The organism is Streptomyces boetiae, assembly GCF_031845405.1.
GTDB lineage: Bacteria > Actinomycetota > Actinomycetes > Streptomycetales > Streptomycetaceae > Streptomyces > Streptomyces boetiae.
In genome coordinates this window covers 1-23,340 of sequence record NZ_JAVREN010000016.1, presented here as the reverse complement: position 1 = coordinate 23,340, position 23,340 = coordinate 1, and the positions used below count along the sequence as shown (strand labels likewise).

22 protein-coding genes and 1 pseudogene are annotated in these 23,340 nt (G+C 77.3%); 8 read left to right on the top strand and 15 right to left on the bottom strand.

Translation table 11 applies throughout. The annotated features are described in order from the left end of the window. Positions 1-135 precede the first annotated feature (135 nt). The 8 genes from RM780_RS13100 to RM780_RS13065 all read right to left on the bottom strand — a co-directional run bounded on the left by RM780_RS13100 (position 136) and on the right by RM780_RS13065 (position 7,540). Positions 136-1,047 (bottom strand): PHP domain-containing protein, encoded by a 912-nt coding sequence (locus tag RM780_RS13100; RefSeq protein ID WP_311630847.1) that lies wholly within the window; start codon positions 1,045-1,047, stop codon positions 136-138. A gap of 151 nt (positions 1,048-1,198) precedes the next feature. Beyond that, on the bottom strand, positions 1,199-1,459 hold the full coding sequence (locus RM780_RS13095) for a LapA family protein (protein ID WP_311630846.1): 261 nt from the start codon (positions 1,457-1,459) through the stop codon (positions 1,199-1,201). Positions 1,460-1,533: 74 nt separating this feature from the next. Continuing rightward, a complete protein-coding gene (locus RM780_RS13090; RefSeq protein WP_311630845.1) occupies positions 1,534-1,950 on the bottom strand; it encodes a CBS domain-containing protein in 417 nt (138 codons plus the stop codon). A gap of 134 nt (positions 1,951-2,084) precedes the next feature. Next, the gene (locus RM780_RS13085; protein ID WP_311630844.1) at positions 2,085-2,603 is read right to left on the bottom strand and encodes a DinB family protein; all 519 of its coding nucleotides are present in this window, start codon (positions 2,601-2,603) and stop codon (positions 2,085-2,087) included. Beyond that, a complete protein-coding gene (locus tag RM780_RS13080) occupies positions 2,600-4,702 on the bottom strand; it encodes a prolyl oligopeptidase family serine peptidase (RefSeq protein WP_311630843.1) in 2,103 nt (700 codons plus the stop codon). Before RM780_RS13080 ends, RM780_RS13085 begins: the two co-directional genes overlap by 4 nt. Positions 4,703-4,718: 16 nt before the next feature. After that, positions 4,719-6,083 (bottom strand): M20/M25/M40 family metallo-hydrolase, encoded by a 1,365-nt coding sequence (locus RM780_RS13075; RefSeq protein ID WP_311630842.1) that lies wholly within the window; start codon positions 6,081-6,083, stop codon positions 4,719-4,721. Then, positions 6,076-6,912 carry a M55 family metallopeptidase gene (locus RM780_RS13070; protein ID WP_311630841.1) on the bottom strand — a complete coding sequence of 279 codons (837 nt, stop codon included), beginning with the start codon at positions 6,910-6,912 and terminating at the stop codon, positions 6,076-6,078. The genes RM780_RS13075 and RM780_RS13070 overlap by 8 nt, the downstream gene beginning before the upstream one ends. Positions 6,913-7,006: 94 nt before the next feature. Then, on the bottom strand, positions 7,007-7,540 hold the full coding sequence (locus RM780_RS13065) for a GNAT family N-acetyltransferase (protein ID WP_311630840.1): 534 nt from the start codon (positions 7,538-7,540) through the stop codon (positions 7,007-7,009). 137 nt (positions 7,541-7,677) lie between these two features. Here RM780_RS13065 and RM780_RS13060 point away from each other — a divergent pair, with 137 nt between their 5' ends. Beyond that, positions 7,678-8,184: an anthrone oxygenase family protein gene (locus tag RM780_RS13060; RefSeq protein ID WP_311630839.1), complete on the top strand. Its 507-nt coding sequence runs from the start codon at positions 7,678-7,680 to the stop codon at positions 8,182-8,184. A gap of 19 nt (positions 8,185-8,203) precedes the next feature. On the opposite strand, the gene RM780_RS13055 is transcribed toward RM780_RS13060, so the two are convergent. Further along, positions 8,204-9,013 (bottom strand): class I SAM-dependent methyltransferase, encoded by an 810-nt coding sequence (locus RM780_RS13055; RefSeq protein WP_311630838.1) that lies wholly within the window; start codon positions 9,011-9,013, stop codon positions 8,204-8,206. 162 nt (positions 9,014-9,175) lie between these two features. Here RM780_RS13055 and RM780_RS13050 point away from each other — a divergent pair, with 162 nt between their 5' ends. Then, positions 9,176-10,207 carry an MBL fold metallo-hydrolase gene (locus RM780_RS13050; protein ID WP_311630837.1) on the top strand — a complete coding sequence of 344 codons (1,032 nt, stop codon included), beginning with the start codon at positions 9,176-9,178 and terminating at the stop codon, positions 10,205-10,207. 7 nt (positions 10,208-10,214) lie between these two features. Here RM780_RS13050 and RM780_RS13045 read toward each other — a convergent pair whose 3' ends face one another. Both RM780_RS13045 and RM780_RS13040 read right to left on the bottom strand, forming a co-directional pair. Next, on the bottom strand, positions 10,215-10,889 hold the full coding sequence (locus RM780_RS13045; protein ID WP_311630836.1) for a DedA family protein: 675 nt from the start codon (positions 10,887-10,889) through the stop codon (positions 10,215-10,217). Next, positions 10,886-11,668, bottom strand: coding sequence for an MBL fold metallo-hydrolase (locus RM780_RS13040; RefSeq protein ID WP_311630835.1), 783 nt, complete (start codon positions 11,666-11,668; stop codon positions 10,886-10,888). The genes RM780_RS13045 and RM780_RS13040 overlap by 4 nt, the downstream gene beginning before the upstream one ends. 145 nt (positions 11,669-11,813) lie before the next feature. Here RM780_RS13040 and RM780_RS13035 point away from each other — a divergent pair, with 145 nt between their 5' ends. Further along, positions 11,814-13,907: a phage holin family protein gene (locus tag RM780_RS13035; protein ID WP_311630922.1), complete on the top strand. Its 2,094-nt coding sequence runs from the start codon at positions 11,814-11,816 to the stop codon at positions 13,905-13,907. A gap of 75 nt (positions 13,908-13,982) precedes the next feature. Beyond that, entirely contained in the window at positions 13,983-14,288 is a 306-nt protein-coding gene (locus tag RM780_RS13030; protein WP_311630834.1) for a 4a-hydroxytetrahydrobiopterin dehydratase, read from the top strand. Positions 14,289-14,325: 37 nt separating this feature from the next. Here the strand turns inward: RM780_RS13030 and RM780_RS13025 are convergent, their stop codons facing one another. Then, positions 14,326-16,038 carry a molybdopterin-dependent oxidoreductase gene (locus RM780_RS13025; RefSeq protein WP_311630833.1) on the bottom strand — a complete coding sequence of 571 codons (1,713 nt, stop codon included), beginning with the start codon at positions 16,036-16,038 and terminating at the stop codon, positions 14,326-14,328. A gap of 82 nt (positions 16,039-16,120) precedes the next feature. Beyond that, positions 16,121-16,921, bottom strand: a complete 801-nt coding sequence (locus RM780_RS13020) for an aldo/keto reductase (RefSeq protein WP_311630832.1) — start codon at positions 16,919-16,921, stop codon at positions 16,121-16,123. Positions 16,922-17,070: 149 nt separating this feature from the next. Between RM780_RS13020 and RM780_RS13015 the strand changes: the two genes are divergently transcribed. Further along, positions 17,071-18,075, top strand: a complete 1,005-nt coding sequence (locus RM780_RS13015) for a bile acid:sodium symporter family protein (RefSeq protein ID WP_394812954.1) — start codon at positions 17,071-17,073, stop codon at positions 18,073-18,075. 132 nt (positions 18,076-18,207) lie between these two features. Here RM780_RS13015 and fdhD read toward each other — a convergent pair whose 3' ends face one another. Both fdhD and RM780_RS13005 read right to left on the bottom strand, forming a co-directional pair. Then, positions 18,208-19,056, bottom strand: coding sequence for a formate dehydrogenase accessory sulfurtransferase FdhD (fdhD, locus tag RM780_RS13010; protein WP_311630921.1), 849 nt, complete (start codon positions 19,054-19,056; stop codon positions 18,208-18,210). Positions 19,057-19,122: 66 nt separating this feature from the next. Then, positions 19,123-20,457, bottom strand: a pseudogene (locus tag RM780_RS13005) (MFS transporter); the annotation flags it as partial. Between the two features lie 114 nt (positions 20,458-20,571). On the opposite strand from RM780_RS13005, the gene RM780_RS13000 reads away from it, so the two are divergent. Genes RM780_RS13000 through RM780_RS12990 form a run of 3 tightly spaced genes read left to right on the top strand, consistent with a single transcriptional unit; the run spans position 20,572 to position 23,280 of the window. Continuing rightward, complete coding sequence (locus tag RM780_RS13000) at positions 20,572-21,546, top strand: LysR family transcriptional regulator (RefSeq protein ID WP_311630830.1); 975 nt, start codon at positions 20,572-20,574, stop codon at positions 21,544-21,546. A 34-nt stretch (positions 21,547-21,580) separates the two neighbouring features. Next, positions 21,581-22,591: a sensor histidine kinase gene (locus RM780_RS12995; protein ID WP_311630829.1), complete on the top strand. Its 1,011-nt coding sequence runs from the start codon at positions 21,581-21,583 to the stop codon at positions 22,589-22,591. After that, positions 22,588-23,280: a response regulator transcription factor gene (locus RM780_RS12990; protein WP_311630828.1), complete on the top strand. Its 693-nt coding sequence runs from the start codon at positions 22,588-22,590 to the stop codon at positions 23,278-23,280. The genes RM780_RS12995 and RM780_RS12990 overlap by 4 nt, the downstream gene beginning before the upstream one ends. Positions 23,281-23,340 lie beyond the last annotated feature (60 nt).

Genomic DNA, 23,340 nt, shown 5'->3' with positions numbered 1-23,340 from the left:
CCCGGGCGCCGCCGGTCCGACGGCGGCGCGTGACCACCATGGAACAGAACGCGGCCACCGGGGGCAACAGCACAACCGGCCACGGCCGTTGACCCCCCGGCGGCGGAACCCGGCGCCGGCCCCTGGCCGTTCGCCCTAGCCGGGCTCCGGGCCCAGGTGGATCGGGTTGGTCCAGGCGCGTTCCCCGGCCGCGTCCTCCACGGTGACGCGGCAGTAGCCCCGCCCGAACATCGCCACGGGCAGGGAGACTTCCGTCAGCGCCTCCCCCTCGGCCACCCGCGCCCCCGGCACGCCGCCGGTGAGCAGCACCTTGCGCACCGGCGAGGAGCGCACCGTGACCAGCCCGCCCTCCAGCCGGACCTCGCGCAGCTCGGGCCCGGTGCTGGCGTAGTAGTGCCCGGCCTTCAGGGCCGCCAGCAGCGCCTCCGGGGCGAGGGATTCGGCGCGCACCTGCACCCAGGCCGCGCGGCCGGGCGGGTCCTGGGGCTGGAAGTGCGCGTCGTCGGCGGCGTAGGCGCCCAGCCGGTGCCCCCGCGCGAGCAGGAGGTCGGTGAGGTGCCAGCTGTCCCCCCGGTCCTCGCGGGCGGAGAGGTCGTTGTGGACCTCCACGGCGTGGGCCGCGTCCAGGGATTCGGCGTCGGCCAGAGTGAGCAGCGAGGCGGCCGGGTGCGCCAAGCCGATGAACGCCCCCGCCGCCCGCGCGCGGCGGGCCAGCTCCGGCCCGGTCTCCCCGGGCCCGGGCGGCGCGAAGCCGAGCGGAAGGCCGACGGCGAGGATGTGCCACTCGGAGGAGAACTCCGTGCGCGGCGCGTGTAATTCGGCCCCGAGCAGGGTGGTGAAGCCGGGCGTGCGCAGCGGCCGGGTGTCGGTGAGCGGGAAGCCGTACGCGGCGCGGAAGTGGTCGGTGATGGCGAGGAAGTCGTAGCCGGCCTCCCGGTAGAGGCGGGCGGCCTCCTCCGGGGGAAGGGCCCCGTCGGAGCGGTCGGAGTGGGTGTGCAGGTTGCCGCGCCAGAAGCGGCCGGGCCGGTTGAACGGCAGGTCGATCACGCGTGCCCCTCGTCGGTCGGGTGCCGTTCGGCCGGCGGACCGTCCGGGCCGCGGGCGGGCCGGGCGGCCCGCCCCGGCGGACCCCCGCCTCCGCAGCATGATCTCCCGGCGGGGCCTCGCGGCGGAGGGCCCCGGCGCCTTCGGGCTCGTCCTAGCGGCGGCGGGCGAGGTACATGCCGCACAGGGCGCCGATGAGGGCGGTGCCCAGGAGGGCCAGGTAGAGCGGCATGGTCACCTCGGGGACGAGGAGGCGGATGCGCGTCCTGCGGGTGTTCTCGAAGATGAAGACCAGGGTGAGCACGGCGATGGCGGCGACGCCTATCCGGAGGGGGGTCCAGAAGCGGGCGGCGCGGCTGGTGCCGGCGGGGCGGACCTTCGTGGTGCTTTTGGTGCTTTTCGTCTCATAGGCCATGGTTCCAGGATGCGAGCGCGCCCCCTCGCCCGCACCTCGCGGGCGAGGGGGCGCGCGGAGCGGCCCCGTGGGGTCTAGGCGTAGACGCGGCCCACGAACTGCGCGATCTTCTCGTCGCTGAGGTGGTGGGCGATGTCGGCCTCGCTGATCATGCCGACCAGGCGCTTGTCCTCGTCGATGACGGGAAGCCGCCGGATCTGGTGCGTCTCCATCTGGTCCAGCACGTCGTCCACCGAGGCGCCGGTGGAGATCCAGCGCGGGGTGCCCTTGGCCAGCTCGCCGGCCGTGACGCGGGACGGGTCGTGGCCGGCGGCCACGCACTCGACGACGATGTCGCGGTCCGTGAGGATGCCGCACATCCGCTCGTTGACGTCGCTCACCGGGAGCGCGCCGACGTTCGTCTCGCGCATCACCTGTGCGGCGCGGTCCAGGGTCTCGGTCGCGGGGATCCACTGAGCTCCGGGATTCATGATGTCCGCGGCGGTGGTCATGGAACTTCCTCCTCCGATCGGGTCAGTCTCATCCTCCGCAGCCATCCTCCTCCCGACCATCCGCGTGCGCCATTCGGGTGAGGGCGGGGGCGAAACGGACCCGCGGGCAAGGGGGCCGGCCGAGCCCGGGGCGTTCACTCGCCCGTCGCGCCGTCCGCAAGCTCCCGCGCGATGTCCAGGTGCCCGGCGTGGCGGGCGTACTCCTGGAGCAGGTGGAAGAGGATCCAGCCCAGCGTCGGGGCCTCCGCCTCGCTCTGGAAGCGGCCCCGGGCCACGGGCGCGCGGGCGGCCAGCGGCACGTCCGCCACGATCTCGCGGGAACGCCCGACCTGGTCCTGGTAGCGCCGGATCACCTCGGAGGCGGGCATCCCCCCGGGCACCGCCCACCGGCCCTCCTCCCAGTCGGCCCAGGGGTCGGGCAGCTCCTCGCCGAGGAAGCCCCACACCAGCCAGCGCCGCTCCACGTGCGCCAGGTGCCACAGCAGCTCCAGCGGGCTCCAGCCGGTCGGCAGCCGCGAGCGGCGCAGCTCCTCCTCGTCCAGGCCCTCCAGCTTCTCCAGGACCGTGGCCCGGTAGTACTCCAGGTACTCCAGCAGCAGGCGCTGCGGGTCGCTGAGGGTGGGCGCGGGCTCGGCGCGGCTCGGCGTGCTCATGGCTCCAGCATCCCAGCGGACCCCTCGCCGCGCCCCTCCCGGCCGCCCCGGGCGTTGCCCCCGCTCGGGTCAGGACCGGCTCCGGTCAGCTCCAGCTCCGGGGCGTCCTCCCGCTCGATCCCGAACACCGCCAGATACAAGGCGAGTTCGGCCTCCACCGCCCGCCGGATGGTGGCGGCGCGGCGGAAGCCGTGGCCCTCGCCCTCGAAGGTGAGGCAGGCGTGCGGAACGCCGCGCCCGGCCACCGCCGCGGGCAGCCGCGCGGCCTGCTCGGGCGGGCAGACCGCGTCGTCCAGGCCCTGGAGCAGCAGGAAGGGCACGGCCACGCGGGCTGCGTGCGTGAGCGGGGAACGCTCCCGGTACAGGCCTGGGACCTCCCCGGGCGGCCCGATCAGCCATTCCAGGTAGTGGGACTCGAAGTCGTGCGTGCCGCCGTCCGCCCAGCCGGCCAGGTCGATCACCGGGTACCGGATCGCCGCGCAGGCGTAGACCCCGGCCGCCGCCGGGGAGACCAGCGAGCAGGCCGCCGTCCAGCCGCCCGCGCTGCCGCCGCGGATCGCCAGCCGGGCCGGGTCGGCCGCGCCCTCCGCGGCCAGGGCCCGCGCCACGGCCGCGCAGTCCTCCACGTCCACCACGCCCCAGGCCCCCCGCAGCCGCTCCCGGTAGGCGCGGCCCCAGCCGGTGGAGCCGCCGTAGTCCACCTGGGCCACGCCGAGGCCGCGCGAGGTGAAGTAGGCGATCTCCAGGTCGAGAACGCCCGTGCTGCGGGAGGTCGGGCCGCCGTGCGCCCAGATCACGTACGGCGGCGCCGCGCCCGGCGGGCCCACGGCGCGGGGGTGGCGCGGCGGGTGGAGGCGGGCGTGGACCTCCCGGCCGCCGGGCCCGGCGAAGACCCGCTCCTCGGGCACGGGGTAGTAGGCCGGATCCACGGCGTCCCGGTGCTCCTCGCCCACCACCCGGCAGCGGCCGGTGGCGGTGTCCAGGGTCACCACCTCCCAGCCCCGGCCCGGGGCGGCTGCCACGCCCGTGACCCGGCCGCCCCGGACGGCGAGGGTGGGCGCCCACTCCGTCCACGGCCCCGGCGCGTCGGCCACCTCCCCGCTCACCGGATCGAGCACGCCCAGGCGGGAGGCGCCCCGCCCGCGCAGGACCGCGACCGTGCCGTCCGCCAGCGGCGCGAACCAGCGCGATCCCAGCTCCCACAGCGGCCCCGCGCACTCCTCCTCCCGGGCCCCGCCCACCGGCTCGGCCGCGCCCGTATCCGCGCAGACGCGGTGCAGGTTCCACCAGCCCGTGCGGTCGGTGGCGGCCAGCAGCGTGCCGTCCGGCGCCCACTCGGCCTGCGCCACGGCCTCCCCGGGGCCGCCCGCCACCGTCCGGACCCCGCTCAGCGCGGGGGAGAGGCCCGCGCCCACCTCGGCCAGCTTCAGCTCGGTGCCCTCCCACGGCATCCGCGGGTGGTCCCAGGCCAGCCAGGCCGCGCGCCGCCCGTCGGGGGACAGGCGCGGCCCGGTGACGAAGCGGTGGCGCGGGCCGTCCAGCGGGCGCACCGCCGCGCGGTCCCGCGCCGCCGAGCCGTCCAGCGGAACGGCCGCGGGCATCCGCCGCACGTCACCCGGCCGCTCGCCCGTGAACTCCTCCAGCACGCACCAGACCTCGCCGGCCTGCGCGACCACCACCGGGTCGCACCAGCGCAGGCCGCCGCCGACCCGGGAGGGCGGGGTCAGCGGCCGGGGAACGGCGGGCCCGGCGCCCGGCGCGTCCGGCTCGAAGGCGTACAGCCGCTGGTCCGCGAAGTGCGCGAAGACGATCAGCGGCCCCTCGCCCTCCCGGGCCAGGCCCGCCCACGGGCGCCCGCCGTACTCCATCACGCGGCTGCGGACGTTCCACGGCGGCGGCAGCACCGGCTCCGGCGCGCCGCCGTCGGGCCTCAGCCGCACCAGGGCCCGGCGGCCCCCCTCGCCGGGCCGGGGCGCGGTCCACCACAGCTCCTCGCCGACGGCGCCGACCCACTCCGGGCGGCCGTGGCGCTCGGCGACCAGCGCGGCGTCCACGGGCGAGGGCCACGTGCCGTAGGGGGCGCGGACCGGCTCGGTCATGCTCCGCTCCCGGCGGTCACAGGGCGCGCAGGGCGCGGTCGAGGACGCGGGTGCCGAAGTGCAGGGCGTCCACGGGAACGCGCTCGTCCACGCCGTGGAACATCGCGGAGTAGTCGAAGCCCGGCGGCAGGCGCAGCGGCATGAAGCCGTAGCCGGTGACGCCCAGGCGGGAGAACTGCTTGGCGTCGGTGCCCCCGGCCATGCAGTACGGGACGACGTGCGCCTCGGGGTCGAAGTGCAGCAGGGCCTCGCGGAGCGCGGAGAACGCCGGCCCGTCCACCGGGGCCTGGAGCGGGCCCTGGTGGTGGCGGTAGGACCACTCCACGTCCGGGCCGGTCAGCAGGTCGAGCGTTGTCTCGAACTCCTCCTCGCCGCCGGGCAGCACCCGGCCGTCCACCTGGGCGGTGGCGCTGCCGGGGATGACGTTCACCTTGTACCCGGCGTCCAGAACGGTGGGGTTGGCGCTGTTGCGGACGGTCGGGGCGACCAGGGCGGCGGCCGGGCCGAGGGCCTCCAGCAGCCGGTCCACCTCCGCGTCGGCCGGGGCGTCCAGGTTGGGCAGCGGCAGGCCGTAGAGGGCGGCCAGGCCCGCCAGGGCCTCCTTGACGGTCGGGCTCAGCCGCACCGGCCAGGCGTGCTCACCGATGCGGGTGACGGCGGCCGAGAGGCGGGTGACGGCGTTCTCACGGTTGATGCGCGAGCCGTGCCCGGCCCGGCCGCGGGCGGTCAGCGCCAGCCAGGCCGTGCCGCGCTCCCCGGCGCCCACCGGGTAGATGCGGCGGCCGTCGCCGGGGTGGAAGGTGTACGCGCCGGACTCGCCGATCGCCTCGGTGCAGCCCTCGAACAGCTCGGGGTGGGTGTCGGCCAGGAAGGCGGCGCCGAACTCCGCGGTGTCCTCCTCGTCCGCGGTGAACGCCAGCACCACGTCGCGCCGGGGGCGCACGCCGGCGCGGGCCCAGGCGCGGACCACGGCCAGCACCATCGCGTCGGAGTCCTTCATGTCCACGGCGCCGCGCCCCCAGACCACCCCGTCGCGCACCTCGCCGGAGAACGGGTGCACCCGCCACTCGCCCGCGTCGGCCGGGACCACGTCCAGGTGGCCGTGGACCAGCAGGGCGGGGGCCGAGGGGTCGCTGCCCGCGACGCGGGCGACCACGTTGGTGCGGCCCGGGGCCTTCTCCAGCAGCAGCGGGTCCAGCCCGGCGCCGGCCAGGGCCCCGGCCACGTACTCGGCGGCGGCGCGCTCGGAGCCCTCGCCGCCGCCCCGGTTGGTGGTGTCGATCCGGATCAGCTCGGAGGTGAAGCGCACCGCCTCCTCCAGCGCGGTGTCGTCCACGGGCGTCGGCCCTTCGGTCCGCGTTCCGGTCGCCTGGTCAGCCATACCACTCCTCCACGGCGGCGGACACCACGGTGGTGACCGCCTTGAAGCACCGGATTCCCTCGTACATGTCCGGCGCGGTGTACGCCACCCGGCGCGGCGCGGTCTGCTCGACGCCCGGGACCACGGTGGCCGCGCCCGCCAGGTGCTCGGCGTCGAACTCGATCTCCACGCGCCGGGGGCGCGGCGGCTCCGGCTCGCGCCGTCCGGCCAGGGCCGCGCCCCTCGCGGCGGCGGCGCGGATGTCGGCCGCGGTGCGCGCGGGCGTGCGGCAGACGGCCGCGTACCGGGAGACGTAGTCCTTGACGGCGACGGCCGGGGCCTCGGGGGCGTAGCCGCGGGCGTCCGCGCAGGTGCGGTCGTCGCCGGTCACCAGCACCACGGGCGTTCCGAACTCGGCGGCCACCAGGGCGTTGAGCAGGCCCTCGCCCGCGCGGACGCCGTCCACGAAGACGCCGGTGAGGGAGTTGCCCAGGTAGGTGTGGGCCAGGACGCCCTCCTCGCCGGCGCCCGTGTGGTAGGCGAGGAACGCGATGCCGTCCACGTCGCCGCGCTGCACGCCCTCGACCATCGACAGTTCCTTGTGGCGGCCGGTCAGCAGCTCGGCGCGGTCGTCGAGCTGTTCGAGCAGCAGGTTGCGCATCGTCATGTGCGCCTCGTTGACCAGGACCGAGGTGGCGCCGCCGTCGAAGAAGCCGGCGACCGCGGCGTTCACGTCCGAGGTCAGCAGCGGCCGGCAGCGCTCCCAGCCCGGCGTGCCCGGCAGGCAGTCCCCGGGCCAGGTGACCCCCGTGGCGCCCTCCATGTCCGCCGAGATCAGGATCCGCGTCATGTCGCGACGCTACCCGCTCCGGCGGCGGCCGACCCGGGGAGCGGGCCCGGGCCGGGGCCGTTCAGGCGTCGTCCAGCCCTCGCCCGGGCGTCGTTCAGGCGTCCCCGCGCGGGTCGCGCGGGCGGTCGGCCAGCCGCAGCAGCATCGTGTCTGCCTCGTCGCCCGCGCCGCGGCCCACGGTGACGAAGCCCAGACGCTCGTAGAGGCGGGCGGCGGGGTTGCCGTCGTCCACGCTGAGGCTGATCCGCTCCACGCCCGCCTCCTCGGCCCGGCGCAGCAGCGCGTTCAGCAGCCGCGGGCCCAGGCCCCGGCCGCGGTGCGCCGGCTCGATGGCGACGGCCAGCTCGGGAACGTCCGGCGCCACGAAGCCGTCGCCGGGCGCCTCGGCCGTGAAGCGGCGCGCCCAGGCGGCGCCGGCCGGCTCGCCCGCCGCGTCCTCGGCGACGACGCCGAGGTCGCCCGGCCGCGGCCAGCCCTCGACGTAGACCGCCAGCGCCGGGTCGGCCAGGGCCTGCTCCCGGGTGTACTCCTCCTCGCCCCAGTTCAGCGCCGCGAGCAGCATCCGGGTCAGGAACTCCGCGTCGCCGGGCGTCGCTTCCCTGATGCGCGTGATCGTCTCGCTCCCCACGGGGGCGAACCTAACCCGTTGCCGGCGTGGGCGCGACCGGATACAGGGGGAGGGGGCGGCCGGGCGGGAGCGCCTGGCGCATGGGGGCGAGCGGCTGGGCGATGGCCCAGGGAGCGGCGCCCGCGTTGACTTGCGGCATGGCACTTCTCGCAGCGATCGCGGCGGCCCTGACCCTCCTTGCGGCGGCGGCCATGACCGGCGTCTTCTTCTCGTTCTCGGTGGCGGTGATGCCCGGCCTGGACGCGGCCGGGCCCGTGGAGTCCGTCCGGGCGATGCAGGGCATCAACGACAAGATTCTCAACCCCCTGTTCCTGACCACCTTCGTGGGCGTGCCGCTGGCGGCGGCGGCCACCGGCGTGCTCCTGCTGGTGCTCGGGCACCGGGCGGCCGGGCTGGCGTTCCTGGCCGCGGCGGCGGCGTACGCGCTGGGCGCGTTCCTGCCCACCGCGGCCGTCAACGTCCCGCTGAACGACACCCTGGCCGCGCTCGGCGGCGTGGACGACCCGGCGCGGGCCGCCGAGGCGTGGGCCGCGTACGCCCCGCGCTGGACCCGCTGGAACTCGCTGCGGGCCGCCTTCAGCGCGGTCACCCTCCTGCTCGCCGCGCTCGGCGCCTGGCTGTGGGGCCGGTCGGCGGCGAACTGAAGCCGGGCGGGCCCGAGCCTCAGGGCGCCGTGCAGCGGACCTCGCCGTGCAGGACGGTGAACCAGGCGTCCTCGCGCTCGCCCCACGCGCGCCAGGCGTCCGCCATCCGCCGCAGGTCGGCCGTTGTCGCGTGGCCGCCGTCCACGGCGTGCCGGGCGTACTCCGAGCCGGTGGTGCGGTCGGCCCACAGCCCGCTCCACCAGGCGCGGTCCTCCGGGGTGGCGAAGCACCACACCGAGGCGGAGGGCCGGACCTCGGCGAACCCGGCCTCGCGCGCCCAGGACAGCAGGCGGCGCCCGGCGTCCGGCTCCCCGCCGCAGGCGCGGGCCACCCGGCGGTACAGCGCCGGCCACTCGTCCAGGCCCGGCACCCGGGGGAACCAGGTCATCGCCGCGTAGTCCGCGTCGCGCGCCGCGACCAGCCCGCCGGACCGCGTGACCCGCCGCATCTCCCGCAGCGCCCCCACCGGGTCGGGGACGTGCTGGAGCACCTGGTGGGCGTGGACGACGTCGAAGGCGCCGTCGGCGAAGTCCAGCGCGTGCACGTCGGCGGCGGCGAAGCGCACGCCGCCCAGGCCGCGGGAGGCGGCTTCCTCGCGGGCCGCGGACAGGATCGCGGGCTCGCGGTCCACGGCCGTGACCGGGCCCGGCGCGACCCGGGCGGCCAGGTCGGCGGTCAGCGTGCCGGGGCCGCAGCCGACGTCCAGCAGGGACAGGCCCGGGCGCAGCTCGGGCAGCAGGTAGGCGGCGGAGTTCTCGGCGGTCCGCCAGCGGTGGGAACGCAGCACCGACTCGTGGTGCCCGTGCGTGTAGACGGCTTCCTCAGGCATGCCGCCAGCCTGTCCTCGTCTCGCATTCTGGTCAATATCGTTCCACCATGCGGACTTCCTCACCGGATCGGCCGAGCCGCCGGGCCGTCTGATTGCGGGCGCGCCCCGGCCCGCGCGTGCTGGTGGGAGCGGCAGCGCACCGGGCGGGCGAGAGGGGAGCCGATGACGGACCGGGCCGAACGGCAGGGGCCGGCGCCGGCCGAGCCGCGCCCGCTGTACGAGCGGCGCGCCTGGCCGCGCAGCTTCGCGGACCGCCTCGGCGCGCCCCTGCCCGGCCCGCTGACGTGGCTGCGCGCGGCCCGGGGCGGCGCCCTGCGGCCCCCCGCCGCGGCCCTGCGCGCCACCGCGCACCTGCCGTTCGAGCCCGGCCCGCTGCCGCCGGGGGACGCGGACACCCTCGCGCTGACCTGGGCCGGGCACGCCAGCTTCGTGCTGCGGGTGGGCGGGCTGACCGTGCTGACCGACCCGGTCTGGTCGCGCCGCATCCTGGCCACGCCCGCGCGGATCACGCCGGTCGGGGTGGCCTGGGATGACCTGCCGCCGGTGGACGCCGTGGTCATCTCGCACAACCACTACGACCACCTCGACTGGCCCACCCTCAAGCGGCTGCCGCGCGCCACGCCGCTGTTCGTCCCGGCCGGGCTCGGCGCCTGGTGCCGCCGCCGGGGCCTGCGCCGGGTGACCGAGCTGGACTGGTGGGAGGCGGCCGAGCTGCCCGCGCGGGGGGCGCGCGGCGCCGTCCGCTTCGACTTCGTGCCCGCCCACCACTGGTCCAAGCGGACGCTGACCGACTCCTGCCGCTCGCTGTGGGGCGGCTGGGTCCTGACCGACCCGGCCGGGCGGCGGGTCTACTTCGCGGGGGACTCCGGCTACGGGCACTGGTTCGCGGAGATCGGCGCGCGCTTCCCCGGCATCGACGTGGCCCTGCTGCCGATCGGCGCCTACGACCCGCCCTGGCTCCAGCAGGCCGTGCACACCGACCCCGAGGAGGCGGTCCGCGCCTGCCGGGACCTGGGCGCGGCGCGGATGGCGCCGATGCACTGGGCCACCTTCCTGCTCTCCGCCGAGCCCCCGGAGGAGCCGCTGACCCGGGTCCGCGCCGCCTGGCGCGCGGCGGGCCTGCCGCCCGAGGCCCTGTGGGACCTCCCGGTGGGCGGCTCCCGCGTCCTCGGCCCCGAACGGCCCTCCCGGTGACGGCCGTTCAGCCCGGCGGGCGCCCGTCCGCCGGAGCGGCCGGGGGCGGCGGCGGGCGCAGCCGGCGCCAGACCACCGGGGCCGCGGCGACGATCACCGTCAGGGCGACGGCCGCGGCCACGCCCTGCCAGGGGTGCGGGAACAGCGCCCCGCCCAGCGTCCCCAGGAGCTGGTACGTCGCCGCCCAGCCCAGGACCGCGGGCAGGTTCCCGCGCAGGTAGACCGGAAGCGGCATCCGCGCCAGCAGGCAGGCCAGCATCACCGGGATCCGCCCGCCCGGCAGCAGCCGGGAGACCAGCAGCACCGCGCTGCCGTGCCGCGCCAGCCGGTCCTGCGCGCGGGCCAGCGGCTCGGGCGCCACCTGCCCGCGCATCCGGTCCAGCAGGCGCGAACCGTTGCGCGAACGCACGCCGCGCGCGCCCACCGCGTACAGCGCGGCGTCTCCGCCGAAGGCCGCCGCCGCGGACACCGCGAGCACCATCAGCGAGGAGAACACCGGGTCGCTGTGGTGGAACGCCACCGCCGCGGCCGAACTCACCACCGCGCCCGTCGGCACCACCGGCACCAGTGCCCCCAGCAGCACCAGGAGGAACAGCGACGGATACCCGATCGCCTGCTGCGTCGACTCCGGGGAGACCGCCCCCGAGGCCGCCAGCGCGCACTCGGCCGTCCCCACCGTCATCCGGCGGCCACCAGTCGCATGGACGCGCCGTGCGCCAGCCGGTGCACCCGCACCGCGGGCGCCACCTGAGCCGCGTGCCGCACGAACTCGTGCCCGGGGGAGTGGAACTCGTGCGGGCGCACGCCGTCCAGGCCCAGCGGCCAGTACGTCCCGTAGTGCACCGGCACCGCGCAGCGCGGCCTCAGGCGCGTCAGCGCCTCGGCGGCGCGCTCCGCGTTCAGGTGGCCCTGGCCCAGCCGCGGGCCCCAGCCGCCGACCGGCAGCAGCGCCACGTCCACGGGCCCGGCCTCCCGCGCCATCGCCTCGAAGAGGTCGGTGTCGCCCGCGTAGTACGTCCGCGCCTCCCCCTCCACCACGTAGCCCAGCGGCGCCACCCGGTGCGGCCCGAACGGCAGCCGCCGCCCGTCGTGGGCGGCCGGAACCGCCCGCACGGTCAGCCCCCCGGAGCGCACCTTCTCGCCCGGCAGCACCTCGCACACCTCCAGACGGCCCGAGGCCGCCAGGCGCCGCAGCCCCGCCACCGCCGCCAGGGCCCCGCGCGGCGCCACCACGGGCGTTCCCACGGGCAGGCGCGCGAGGGAACGCAGGTGCAGATGGTCGGCGTGCAGGTGCGAGATCAGCACGAGGTCCGCGCTGTGCGCCGCCGCCGGCGGCAGCGCGCCCCCGCGCCGGCGCAGGTGGGCGCAGCGCCGCGTGAACAGCGGGTCCGTCAGCACGGTGACCCCCGAGTCCCGCACCGTCGCCGTGGCATGCCCCCACCAGGTGACCTCGACCGCCACGCCGCACTTCCCTTCTCGCGCGCTCCCTGCGCCCCAGCATGCCAGGGCGCGCCGGGAGAGCACGCGGGCTGTGCAGAATTGCAGTCCCGCCCGGCCCGACGGCCGGGGGGCGCGGACGGACCGAGGGAAGGGCGGCGCGACGGCGGTGTGGAACTGGCGGAGGAGCGGGGCGGCCGTCCTGCGGGTGGGCGCGGTCTGGGCGGCCGGCACCGCGACCCTGGTGGCGCTCGCGCTCGTGCTGCCCGACTTCCGCCTCCAGTCCGCCGACGGCGACAGCTTCACCCGTGTCGGGCTCACCGCCGCCCTGGGCGCCGGCTGCTTCGGCCTCCTGCACGCCCTGGTGTGGCCCTGGCTGGTGCGCGCCCTGCTGCTGGTTCCGGCACTCGCCCTCGGCTCGCTGGTCTTCCTCCTCAACGGCTCGCTGCTGTGGCTGGCCCTCAGCGCGATCCCCGACGGCCGCGGCGAGGCCGGGCCGACCACCGCCGTCGTCGTGGCCGCCGTGATGTCCGTGACCTCCTCGGCCACCAGCACCTTCCTGGCCGTCCGCGACCGGGGCGCCCAGCGCCGCCGCCTGCGCCGCCTGGCCGGGTGGCGCTTCGCCCGCTCCGCCCGGGGCGTCCCCGCCGACCCGGACGCCCCGCCGCCGGGGCCCGGCATCGTCTTCCTCCAGCTCGACGGCCTGGGCCACGACGTGCTGCGCGAGGCCCTGGCGGGGGAGCGCCCGGCCATGCCCACCCTCGCGGCGCTGTGCGGCTCCACCCACCGCCTGCTGCCCTGGCGCACCGACTGGTCCAGCCAGACCGGCTCCGCCCAGCTCGCGATCCTGCACGGCAGCAACGAGGACGTTCCCGCCTTCCGCTGGTACGAGAAGGAGACCGGCGAGGTCATCGTCAGCAACCGCCCCTCCTCCGCCGCCGAGCTCCAGCGCCGCGCCGTCGCCCGCTCCGGCACGCCCGGGCTGCTGGCCCACGACGGCGCCAGCCGCGGCAACCTCTTCACCGGCGGCGCCGCCCAGGCCGCCCTCGTCCTGTCCGTCGCCGCCCGCCGCGGGCGCGACCAGCGCTCCCGGGCCGGCTACTTCGCCTACTTCTCCGACCCGGCCAACGCCGCCCGCACCGCCTGGTCCTTCACCGCCGAGATCGCTCGCGAGATCGCCCAGTCCCTGCGGGCCCGGCTGCGCGGCGAACACCCCCGCGTCGGCCGCGGCGGGCTCTACCCGCTGATCCGGGCGTTCGCCACCGTCGTGCAGCGCGACGTGGTCACCGCGGCCGTCATCGGGGACGTGCTCACCGGCCGCAGCGCCGTCTACGCCGACCTGGTCGCCTACGACGAGGTGGCCCACCACTCCGGGCCGCGAGGCCGGGACACCCGGCAGGTCCTGCGCCGCCTCGACCGCTGCGTCGCCGTCATCGCCCAGGCCACCGCCTACGCCCCCCGCCCCTACCACCTGGTGCTGCTCTCCGACCACGGCCAGAGCCACGGCGAGACCTTCCGCGCCGCCTACGGCCACTCGCTGGAGGAGCTGGTCCGCATCGGCTGCGGCCGGCCCGTGCCGCCCGAGGTCCGCCGGGGTGCCCGCCGCGAGGAGCGCACCGGCGCCGAGGCCCGCGGCACCGCCCGCGCCGCCCTGCACCGGCCCGAGCCCCCGCCCCGGCCGCCCGCCCCCGACGACACCCCGGGCCCGCGCCGGACCGCGCCCGTCGTGCTGGCCTCCGGCAACCTCGGCCTGATCTCACTGCCCGACCTGCCCGGCCGCGCCTCCCGCGAGGCCATCGAGGAGCGGTACCCGGCCCTGCTGCCCACCCTGGCCGAGCACCCCGGCGTCGGCTTCCTGCTGGTGCACGGCCAACGCCACGGGCCGGTCGTCCTGGGCGCCCGCGGCTCCGAGCACCGGCTCGCCACCGGCGAGGTGGTGGGCGCCGACCCGCTGGCCCCCTTCGGCCCGGGGGCGGCGGCGGCCGTGCGCCGCGCGGCGGCGTTCCCCCACGCGGCCGACGTGATGGTCAACTCCTCGGTCGACCCGGCCACCGGCGCGGTGCACGCCTTCGAGGACCAGATCGGCTGCCACGGCGGCCTGGGCGGCGAGCAGAGCCGGGCGTTCCTGCTCGCGCCCCTGGCCCTGTCCCCGCCCGCCGGGGAGCTGACCGGCGCCGAGTCCCTGCACCGCCTCTTCGCCCGCTGGCTGCGCGAGGCCGCGGACCGCCCGGAGCGCCGCGCGCCCGCGCCCGCGCGGCCCTAGGGTGGGCACGAACCGGGGGGCACGAGCCGTTTGGCACGAGCCGTTTGGCACGAACCGTCGCGAAGGGAGCCGCGGATGGCGACGCAGCCGCTGACCGAGCAGGAGATCGCCGAGGCCCTCAGCGGTCTGCCGGGCTGGACCCGGGAGGACGGCCGCCTCGTCCGCACCTACGGCCTGCCGGACCACCTCGCGGCCGTCGGCCTGCTGGTGCACATCGCCACCGAGCAGGAGCGCCTGAACCACCACGCCGACCTGACCCTGGGCTACGACCGCCTCGGCCTCGCGCTCAGCACCCACAGCGCCGGGGGCAGGATCACCGCGCTGGACGTCCAACTCGCCCGCCGCGTCGAGGAGATCGCCCCCGCGCACGGCGCGGCCTGAGCCCCGGGAGGCGCGCGGAACCGGACGGGGGGCCGCCTCAGTCCGTCACCTCGACCGTCACCGTGTGCCGCCCGGTCGCCCCGTCCGGCGCCGAGCCGGACACGTCCGCGGTCTGCGTCTCGCCCGAACGGTCCACCGCCCGCACCTGGAGGCGGTGGCCGCCCGGCTCGGCGTCCCAGTCCCACACCCACTGCCGCCAGGTGTCGGCCGTGTCCTCCTCGGCCAGGCGGGCGTTCCGCCACGGGCCCTCGTCCACCCGCACCTGCACCGCGTCGATGCCCGTGTGCTGCGCCCACGCCACCCCGGCCACCGGCACCCGGCCCGCCCGCAGCCGCGCCCCCGAGCGCGGGGTGTCGATCCGGGACTGCGTCTTGACGGGCGCCTGCCGGGCCCAGCCGCGCCGCACCCAGTAGGCGTCGAACGCGTCGAAGGACGTCAGCTCCAGGTCCACCAGCCACTTGCAGGCCGAGACGTAGCCGTAGAGCCCCGGCACCACCATCCGCACCGGGTAGCCGTGCTCGAACGGCAGGGGCTCGCCGTTCATCCCCACCGCGAGCAGCGCGTCGCGCCCGTCCATCACCGCCTCCACGGGCGTTCCCAGCGTCATCCCGTCCGCCGAGCGGGCCACGAGCTGGTCGGCCTCGCCGCCCGCGGAGGGCGGGCGCACCCCGGCCTCGCGCAGCAGCTCCTCCAGCCGGACGCCCAGCCAGCGGGCGTTCCCGACCAGGGTGCCGCCGACCGGGTTGGAGACGCAGGCGAGGGTGATGTCCCGCTCCACCAGCTCGCGTTCCAGCAGCCGGGCGTAGCCGATGGTCAACGGCCGGGGCACGCCGGCGCCGTGGATCCGCAGCCGCCAGGCGCGGGCGTCCAGGCGGGGGACGCGCAGGGCGGTGTCGATGCGGTAGAAGCGGTCGTTGGGCGTGAGGAACGGGCCCACGCCGTCCACGCCCAGGTCCGTGCCGGCCGGCAGCGCCCCGGCGGGGTCGTCGGGGGCGGGCAGCGTGAGGGAGGCGCGGGCCCCGGCCGCCCGCGCGGCCTCGCCGTCGTGCAGCCTGCGCCCCAGCAGCCAGGCCCCGCCGGACCCGGCGGCCACCGCCCCGGCCGAGACGAGGAACGCCCGGCGCGGGCCGGTGCCGGGAGCCTGCCCGGCGTCGGCGGCCGGGCCGGGGTCCGGCGTTCCGGCGGGTCTGGCGGCTTCCGCCGTGGCCGCCGCGTCAGCAGGGCGAAGGCCCCCGGCGGAGGCGGAGTCCGGCGCCGCGCCGGTCCCGGCCGCGGCCGGAAGGCGCCGAGCCAGGAGGGTCAGCACCACGGCCGCGGCCAGGCCCGCCGCCACGGAGGGCCACGCGTCGGAGGGCCCGCCGTCCGGACGGGTGACCGCGGCCGTGACGCCCACGAGCCCGAACAGCAGCGCCCCGGCGGCCCCGGCCCGCCGGTCGCGGGCGGCCAGCACGCCCAGGGCGGCGGCGAACAGGCCGAGCAGCGCCACGACCCCCGCCTCCAGCACCAGCTTGTCGCTGTCGCCGAAGGTGTCGATCGACCAGCGGGTGACCCCCGCCGGGGCCAGCTCGATCACCGCGTCGCCCACGGCCGTGACCGGTGCGGCCTCCCGCCGCACCGCCGCCGACACCGGCTCGCCCACCGCCAGCCCCGCCGCCGCCGCGAGCAGCCCGGCCAGGGCCCCCAGCGCCCGCCGCCCGGCCGCGCCCGCCCGTGCCGTCCTCGGAGTGTCCGTCTCCCGCGTGTCCGTCACCCCGCCATTCGACTCCACCGGCCCCCGCCGCGTCAGCGGGGAGGAGGAAACGGAACGGTGACGAACCGCCGGGCGGGGCCCGTCAGTTCCAGTCGAAGGTGTCCGGGTCGGCCGCGAACCGCGTGCCGCTGTCCATCGCCTCCAGCGCCGCCAGGTCCTCCGCGTCCAGCTCGAAGCCGAAGACGTCGGCGTTCTCCTTGATCCGGGAGGGCGTCACCGACTTGGGGATCACGATGATCCCCTGCTGGAGGTGCCAGCGCAGCACCACCTGCGCCGGGGTCCGCCCGTGCTTCTCGGCCACCGGCGTCAGCCGCTCGTCGATCAGCAGCCCCTGGCCCGAGCCCAGCGGCGAGTACGCCTCCGTGGCGATGCCCAGCTCCTCGTGGACCTCCCGGGTCTCGCGCTGCGGGAAGTAGGGGTGCAGCTCGATCTGGTTCACCGACGGGACCACGCCCGTCTCCTCCACCACCCGCCGCAGGTGCGCGGGCTTGAAGTTGGACACGCCCACGGCCCGCGCCCGGCCGGTGCGGTGCAGCTCGTCCAGGGTCCGGGCGATCGTCAGGTAGTCGTCGCGCATCGGCCGCGGCCAGTGGACGAGGTAGAGGTCGACGTGGTCCAGGCCGAGCCGGGCGAGCGAGGCGTCGAACTCCCGCAGGACGCTCTCCCGGGTCCACGTCTCCCGCGAGCTGTTCCACAGCTTCGTCGTCACGAACAGCTCCTCGCGCGGCAGCCCGGAGGCGGCCAGCGCGCGGCCGGTGCCCTCCTCGTTGCCGTAGATCGCGGCCGTGTCGATGCTCCGGTAGCCCGCGCGCAGGGCCTCGGCGACGGTGGTCTCCGCCTGGTCGTCGGGCACCTGCCACACGCCGAAGCCCAGCTGCGGCATGCTCACTCCGTTGTTCAGGGTCACGGTCGGCACATGGGGCGCGCTGCTCACGGGGTCGTCTTCCTCACGTCGGGTTCGCGGTCGCGTCCATCGTCCACGACCGGGCCCCCTAGCGCATGCGCGGCGGGGCCGCGGCGAGAATGTCCGGCGTGCGCAGACTGAGCAGGTTCCTCGACCCCTACGTCCTGGCGCTGCTCGGCACGGTGCTGCTCGCGGCGGCGCTGCCCGCCCGCGGAACGGCCGCGGAGGCCGTGGACGCCGCCACCACCGGCTTCATCGCGCTGCTGTTCTTCCTCTACGGCACCCGGCTCTCGGCCCGCGAGGCGCTGGACGGCCTGCGGCACTGGCGGCTGCACCTGACGATCCTGGCCACCACCTTCGCCCTCTTCCCGCTCTTCGGCCTGGCCGCGCGCGGCCTCGTTCCCTGGCTGCTGACCGAGGAACTGCACCACGGGCTGCTCTTTCTGTGCGTGGTGCCCTCCACCGTGCAGTCCTCCATCGCCTTCACCGCACTGGCCAGGGGCAACGTCGCCGCGGCCATCGCAGCCGGGTCCTTCTCCAGCCTGGCGGGCGTGCTGCTGACGCCCCTGCTGGCCGCGGCGCTGATCGGCAGCAGCGGCGGCTTCTCGGCCGACACGCTGCTGGGCGTCGGCGGGCAGTTGCTGCTGCCCTTCCTCGCCGGGCAGGCGCTGCGCCGCTGGACGGCCGGGTTCACCGGGCGGCACCGGCGCGCGCTGTCGCTGGTGGACCGCGGCTCGATCCTGCTGGTCGTCTACGCCGCGTTCAGCGCCGGGGTCAACGCCGGGGTGTGGGGCGAGATCAGCTGGCCGCGGCTGGTCGCGCTCTTCGGCGTGGAGGCCGCGCTGCTGGCGGCGATGCTGCTGCTGACCTGCTGGGGCGGGCGGCGGCTGGGCTTCGGGCGGAACGACCGGGTGCCGCTGGTCTTCGCGGGCGCCAACAAGTCGCTGGCGGCGGGCCTGCCCATGGCCGGCGTCATCTTTCCCGGCGGCCAGGCGGCCCTGGCGGTGCTGCCGCTGATGCTGTACCACCAGCTCCAGCTGATCGTCTGCGCCGTCCTGGCCCGCCGCTGGTCGCAGGGCCCGTCGGGGGACGCGGCGGACCGCGTCGCGCCGCAGGGGCCCGCGCCCGCGTGAGGCCCGGGGCCGCGGCCCGGCCCCGGACTGCGGCCGGACGAAGCAACGGCCACGGCCCGGGTCCGGCCACGGCCCGGGTCCGGTGACGGCCCCTGGCGGCTCGACTCCCGGCGCCGGTCCCGCGCCACCCGCTCAGCCCGCAGCCGCGGACAGGGCGACGCGGCCGGCGCCCGCGTAGACGTTCATCGACGTGCCGCGCAGGAAGCCGATCAGCGTCAGGCCCTCCTCGGCCGCCAGGTCCACCGCCAGCGCGGAGGGCGCCGAGACCGCCGCCAGCGCCGGGATGCCCGCCATCACGGCCTTCTGCACCAGCTCGAAGGAGGCGCGCCCCGAGACCATGAGCACCGCGTCGCCCAGCGGCAGCCGCCCGTCGGTCAGCGCCCGCCCGACCACCTTGTCCACCGCGTTGTGCCGCCCCACGTCCTCGCGCACGTCCAGCAGCCGCCCCCCGGCCGCGAACAGGCCCGCCGCGTGCAGCCCGCCCGTGCGGTCGAAGACCCGCTGCGCCGCGCGCAGCCGGTCCGGCAGCGCGGCCAGCACCGCCGGGTCCAGCGCCGGCCCCCCGGCCCCGGGCCGCGGCCAGCGGGCGGTGGTGCGCACCGCGTCGAGGCTGGCCTTGCCGCACACGCCGCAGGAGGAGGTGGTGTAGACGGCGCGGCGCATCCGCTCCAGCACCTCCTCGCCGGGCCCGGCCCCGGGGGCGAGGCGGACGTCGACGACGTTGAACGTGCTGTCGGGGCCGCTCTCGCCGGTGCAGTAGGCGATCCGGGCGATCTCCTCCGGCCGCGCCACCACGCCCTCGCTGACCAGGAACCCGGCGGCCAGCGCGAAGTCGTCGCCGGGGGTGCGCATGGTGACGGCGAGCCGCCGGCCGTTCACCCTGATCTCCAGCGGCTCCTCGCCGACGAGCGTGTCGGCCCGCTCGCTGACCTGCCCGGCCCTGATGCGCACGATCCTGCGGCGCTCGGTGATGCGTCCCATGGGGTCATCATGCCCCCGGGGACCGACAACGGAGTCGTCCCGTACGCCATGGAAGGGCCGGGTGTGCGGGGACGGCCCGCGCGGGAGCCACAGCAGCACCAGCGCCGTCACCGCCGCGACCACGACCGCCGCCACCCGGTAGCCCGTGCTCATCCCGTCGGTGAACGCCGCGATCCCCGCCGCGTCCGCCCCCGCCGCGATGCCGTGCCCGGCCAGCGCCGTGCCCATCGCCGCCACGCCCAGCGCGCTGCCCACCTCGCGGGCCGCGCTGTTGAGCCCCGACCCCAGGCCGCTGCGCGCGGCGGGGAGCGCGCCGACCACCGCCTGCGAGAGCGCGGGCATCGCCAGGCCCATCCCGGCGGCGATCACCAGCAGCACCCCGGCGTACGCCGCGTAGGGCGTTTCCCGGTCCACGGCCGACAGGGCCAGCAGCCCGGCCACCAGCAGGCCCATCCCCAGGCCGACGACCCGCCGCGTGCCGAACCGCCCGGCCAGCGCCACCGCCCGCCGCGCCACCGCCAGCATGCCCAGCGCCAGCGGCCCCACCGCCACGCCGGTCAGCGCGGGCGAGAAGCCCTTGACGTGCTGGAGGTACTGGGCGTTGACGAAGAAGAGCCCGAAGAGGCCGAAGAACGTCACGGCCACGCCCAGCACCCCGGCCCGCAGGGGCCGCGCCGCGAAGACCCGCGGGTCGATCAGGGGGTGCGCGGCGCGCAGCGCGTACCCGGTGAAGGCCGCCAGCACCAGGGCGGCCACGGCGAACGCCCCCAGCACCGCCGGTGCGCCCCAGCCGCGCTCCGGGCCCTCGATGACGCCGTAGAGCAGGGCCACGAAACCCAGGATCAGCAGGGCGGTCCCGGCCGGGTCGGCGTGCGCGGGGTGACGCTCGCCGCGCGGCGCGAGCCGCGCCACCAGCGCGAGCAGCAGCAGGGCCAGGGGCGCCGTGCACCAGAACAGGCCCTGCCAGGGCAGGTATTGCAACGCCAGCCCGCCCCCGAGGTTGCCCACCATGCCCGCCGCGCCGGTGGCGGCGGTCCACACCGCCACGGTCTGCGGGGCGCGGCCGGGCGCGGCGGACTGGAGGGCCAGGCTGAGCGTGGCGGGCATCATCAGGGCCGCGCCCACGCCGGTCAGGGCGCGGGCCGCGATCAGCAGGGCGGGCGTTCCGGCCAGGGCGGAGGCGGCGCAGCCGGCGGCGAGGACGCCGAGCCCTGCCAGCAGCACGCCCTTGCGGCCGAGCCGGTCGCCGAGGGCGCCCGCCGGTATCAGCAGGCAGGCGAAGACGATCACGTAGGCGTCGACGATCCACAGCAGCTCGGTGGAGGTCGGCCGCAGGTCGGCGGCTGCGGCCAGCCGCGGCACGGCCAGGTTGACGGCGGCCACCAGGCCGACGCAGAGCATCACGCAGGCGGACATCAGGACGAGGACGGCGCGCGGTCGCGCCGGGGCGACGGTCATGCGGGAACCGTAGGCAGCGGGAGACCTTACTTCAAATGCATCTTCAGCACTGGAAGGATGCATCGGGTGCATCCTTCTGCCTCGGGCCTCGACCTGAACCTGCTGACCGCGCTCGACGCGCTGCTGACGGAGGAGAGCGTCACCGGCGCCGCCCGCCGCCTGCACCTCTCCGAGCCGGCGATGAGCCGCACCCTGGGCCGCATCCGCAAGGCCCTGGGCGACCCGGTGCTGGTCCGCTCCGGCCGCCGGATGGTGCCCACCCCGCGCGCCGTCGCCCTGCGCGGCGAGGTCCGCGAGGTCCTGCGCCGCGCCCGCGGCGTCTTCGCCCCGCCCGACACCCTCGAACCGGCCACGCTGGAGCGGACGTTCACCCTGCTGGCCGACGACACCCTGCTCACCGTCATCGGCATGCGGCTGCTGGCCCGCATCCGCCGCGAGGCGCCCGGGGTGTCCCTGCGGCTGCTCCCCGAGGGCCCCGACGACAGCCACGCCCTGCGCGACGGCCGGGTGGACCTGGACCTGGGCGTGGTCACCGACGTCACTCCCGAGACCCGGGTGGAGCCGCTGTTCACCGACGACAACGCCGGCGTGGTGCGCGCCGGGCACCCGCTGCTCGACGGCCCGGTCACGCCCGGGCGCTTCGCCGCCGCCGACCACGTCACCGCCTCCCGGCGCGGCCGGCTGCGCGGCCCGATCGACGAGGCGCTGGACGCGCTCGGTCTGCGCCGCCGGGTGGTCGCCTCCGTCCCGACGCTGGCCGCCGCCCTGCTGATGACCGCCCACACCGACCTGGTCGCCCGCACCGCCCGCCGCCTGTCCGCGCTCCAGATCGAGCGCCTGGGCCTGGTGGCGTTCACCATCCCGCTGGACCTGCCGCCCGTGCCCATCTCCCAAGCGTGGCACGCCCGTTGGGACGCCGACCCCGCGCACCGCTGGCTGCGCGCCCGGATCAGGGAGATCGCCGCCGACCTCGGCGGGACGGAGGCGGCCGGGGAGGCTCCGGACGAGGGGTCCGGGGTTTTGTCCGGGTAGAGGGCGGAACGCCGGGGCCGGGTTAGCATGCGGTGTGACAATCCTGGAGGTGCTGGACGGCCTCGGCGACGCCGCCCTGGTGGTGGACCGCGACGGCACCGTCCTGGCGGCGAACGCGCAGGCCACGCGGCAGGCCGCTGCCGCCCCCGGGGACCTGGCCGGAGCCCCCGTCTGGCGGGCCGGGCCCCCCGCCGAGCTCCAGCAGCGGGCCGCCCTGGCCGCTGCCGTCCGCGGTCGCCCCGGCGGCGGCATCGTCGTCGCCTCGGGCGAACGCTGGACCGAGGTGGTCTTCCGCCCCCTGCCGCCCGCCATGGGCGAGTCGGAGGGCCCGCGCGTGCTCGTCGTCCGACGGGACGTCACCGACCGCGTGCGTGCCCAGGAGGAGGTGAAGGCGCTGCGGACCAGGCTGCTCACCGCCCAGGACCAGGAGCGCGCCTCCGTCGCCCGCGACCTGCACGACGACGTCGGGCAGAGCATGACCGCCCTGCTGATGGAGCTGCGCTCCGCCGAGGCCGCGCCCGACGAGGAGGCGCGCCTGGCCCGGCTGCGCTCCGCCACCGGCCTGGTCCGGGCCGCGATGCGCGGGCTGCGGCAGGTGCTCTACCGGCTGACCCCGCCCGCCCTGGAGACCACCCCGCTGCCCCAGGCGATCGAGGACTACGGCCGCTCCTTCGGGGCCATCGGCGGCTTCGAGGTGACGGTCGAGGTCGCCGAGCCGCCGCACCTGACGCCCGGCCGGCAGCGCGCCCTCTACCGGCTGCTCCAGGAGGGCCTGAACAACGTCGCCAAGCACGCCGCCGCCACCCGAGCCGCCGTCACCCTGAGCGTCACCCCCGGCCTGGTCGCCCTGGAGATCCGGGACGACGGGCGGGGCTTCGACCCCGGCGGCCCCCTCGCCCCCGGCGCGGGCCTCGGCCTGACCGGCATGGCCGAGCGCTTCCGCGCCCTGGGCGGAGACCTGGAGGTGGAGGCCGCCCCCGGCGCAGGGGCCCGCCTGCGCGGCACCCTGCCCGTTCCCGCAGCGCCCGAGAGGAACGCCCGATGACCGCGGCCCCCGAGCAGCCGTCCCCGCATCCGGTCCTCGTCGTGGACGACCACGCCGTGGTCCGCTCGGGCGTGGCCCGCCTGATCGACGACCACCCGGAGCTGCGGGTGGTGGCCGAGGCCGCCGACGCCGAGTCGGCCCTGGCCGCCGCCGCCCGCCACGCGCCCCGCGTCGTCGTGCTCGACCTCTCCGTGCCCGGCGGGCCAGGACCGGCCGAACGGGCCGATCCCTCGGCCGGGTTGCGCGCCATCCGCGCCCTGCGCGATCTCCCGCAGGGCGCACCCGACGTGGTCGTGCTCTCCATGCACGGCGAGCCCGCCGTGGTCCGGCAGGCCCTGGCCGCAGGGGCGGTGGGCTACGTCCTGAAGCAGTCGGTCACCTCCGAGCTGCTGGCCGCGGTCCTCGCCGCCGGGCGCGGCAGCGTCTACCTCAGCGCCGAGGTCTCCCACGTGCTGACCGCCGTGGCCGCCCCCGAGGCGCCGACGGCGGCCGGCGCGCTCTCCGCGCGCGAGCGGCAGGTCGTCGGGCTGATCGTGGAGGGGCACTCCACGCGCGAGATCGCCGCCCGCCTGGCCATCAGCCCGAAGACCGTGGAGAAGCAGCGCCGCGACGCCATGCACAAGCTGAAGGTCCCCAACGTCGCCGGCCTGGTCCGCGCCGCCCTGGAGGCGGGCATCGACGGGCCCTGAACGCCCGCGCACCGCCCACAGGAAACGGCCGCGGGGCCGCCGGTAACACCCCCGGCCCCC

Excerpts from the sequence above, each read along its gene's own strand:
- RM780_RS13095 (WP_311630846.1), bottom strand. The coding sequence starts at position 1,459 with ATGGCCTATGAGACGAAAAGCACCAAAAGCACCACGAAGGTCCGCCCC.
- RM780_RS13090 (WP_311630845.1), bottom strand. The coding sequence starts at position 1,950 with ATGACCACCGCCGCGGACATCATGAATCCCGGAGCTCAGTGGATCCCC.
- RM780_RS13085 (WP_311630844.1), bottom strand. The coding sequence starts at position 2,603 with ATGAGCACGCCGAGCCGCGCCGAGCCCGCGCCCACCCTCAGCGACCCG.
- RM780_RS13080 (WP_311630843.1), bottom strand. The coding sequence starts at position 4,702 with ATGACCGAGCCGGTCCGCGCCCCCTACGGCACGTGGCCCTCGCCCGTG.
- RM780_RS13075 (WP_311630842.1), bottom strand. The coding sequence starts at position 6,083 with ATGGCTGACCAGGCGACCGGAACGCGGACCGAAGGGCCGACGCCCGTG.
- RM780_RS13070 (WP_311630841.1), bottom strand. The coding sequence starts at position 6,912 with ATGACGCGGATCCTGATCTCGGCGGACATGGAGGGCGCCACGGGGGTC.
- RM780_RS13060 (WP_311630839.1), top strand. The coding sequence starts at position 7,678 with ATGGCACTTCTCGCAGCGATCGCGGCGGCCCTGACCCTCCTTGCGGCG.
- RM780_RS13055 (WP_311630838.1), bottom strand. The coding sequence starts at position 9,013 with ATGCCTGAGGAAGCCGTCTACACGCACGGGCACCACGAGTCGGTGCTG.
- RM780_RS13050 (WP_311630837.1), top strand. The coding sequence starts at position 9,176 with ATGACGGACCGGGCCGAACGGCAGGGGCCGGCGCCGGCCGAGCCGCGC.
- RM780_RS13045 (WP_311630836.1), bottom strand. The coding sequence starts at position 10,889 with ATGACGGTGGGGACGGCCGAGTGCGCGCTGGCGGCCTCGGGGGCGGTC.
- RM780_RS13030 (WP_311630834.1), top strand. The coding sequence starts at position 13,983 with ATGGCGACGCAGCCGCTGACCGAGCAGGAGATCGCCGAGGCCCTCAGC.
- RM780_RS13020 (WP_311630832.1), bottom strand. The coding sequence starts at position 16,921 with ATGCCGCAGCTGGGCTTCGGCGTGTGGCAGGTGCCCGACGACCAGGCG.
- fdhD (WP_311630921.1), bottom strand. The coding sequence starts at position 19,056 with ATGGGACGCATCACCGAGCGCCGCAGGATCGTGCGCATCAGGGCCGGG.
- RM780_RS13000 (WP_311630830.1), top strand. The coding sequence starts at position 20,572 with ATGCATCGGGTGCATCCTTCTGCCTCGGGCCTCGACCTGAACCTGCTG.
- RM780_RS12990 (WP_311630828.1), top strand. The coding sequence starts at position 22,588 with ATGACCGCGGCCCCCGAGCAGCCGTCCCCGCATCCGGTCCTCGTCGTG.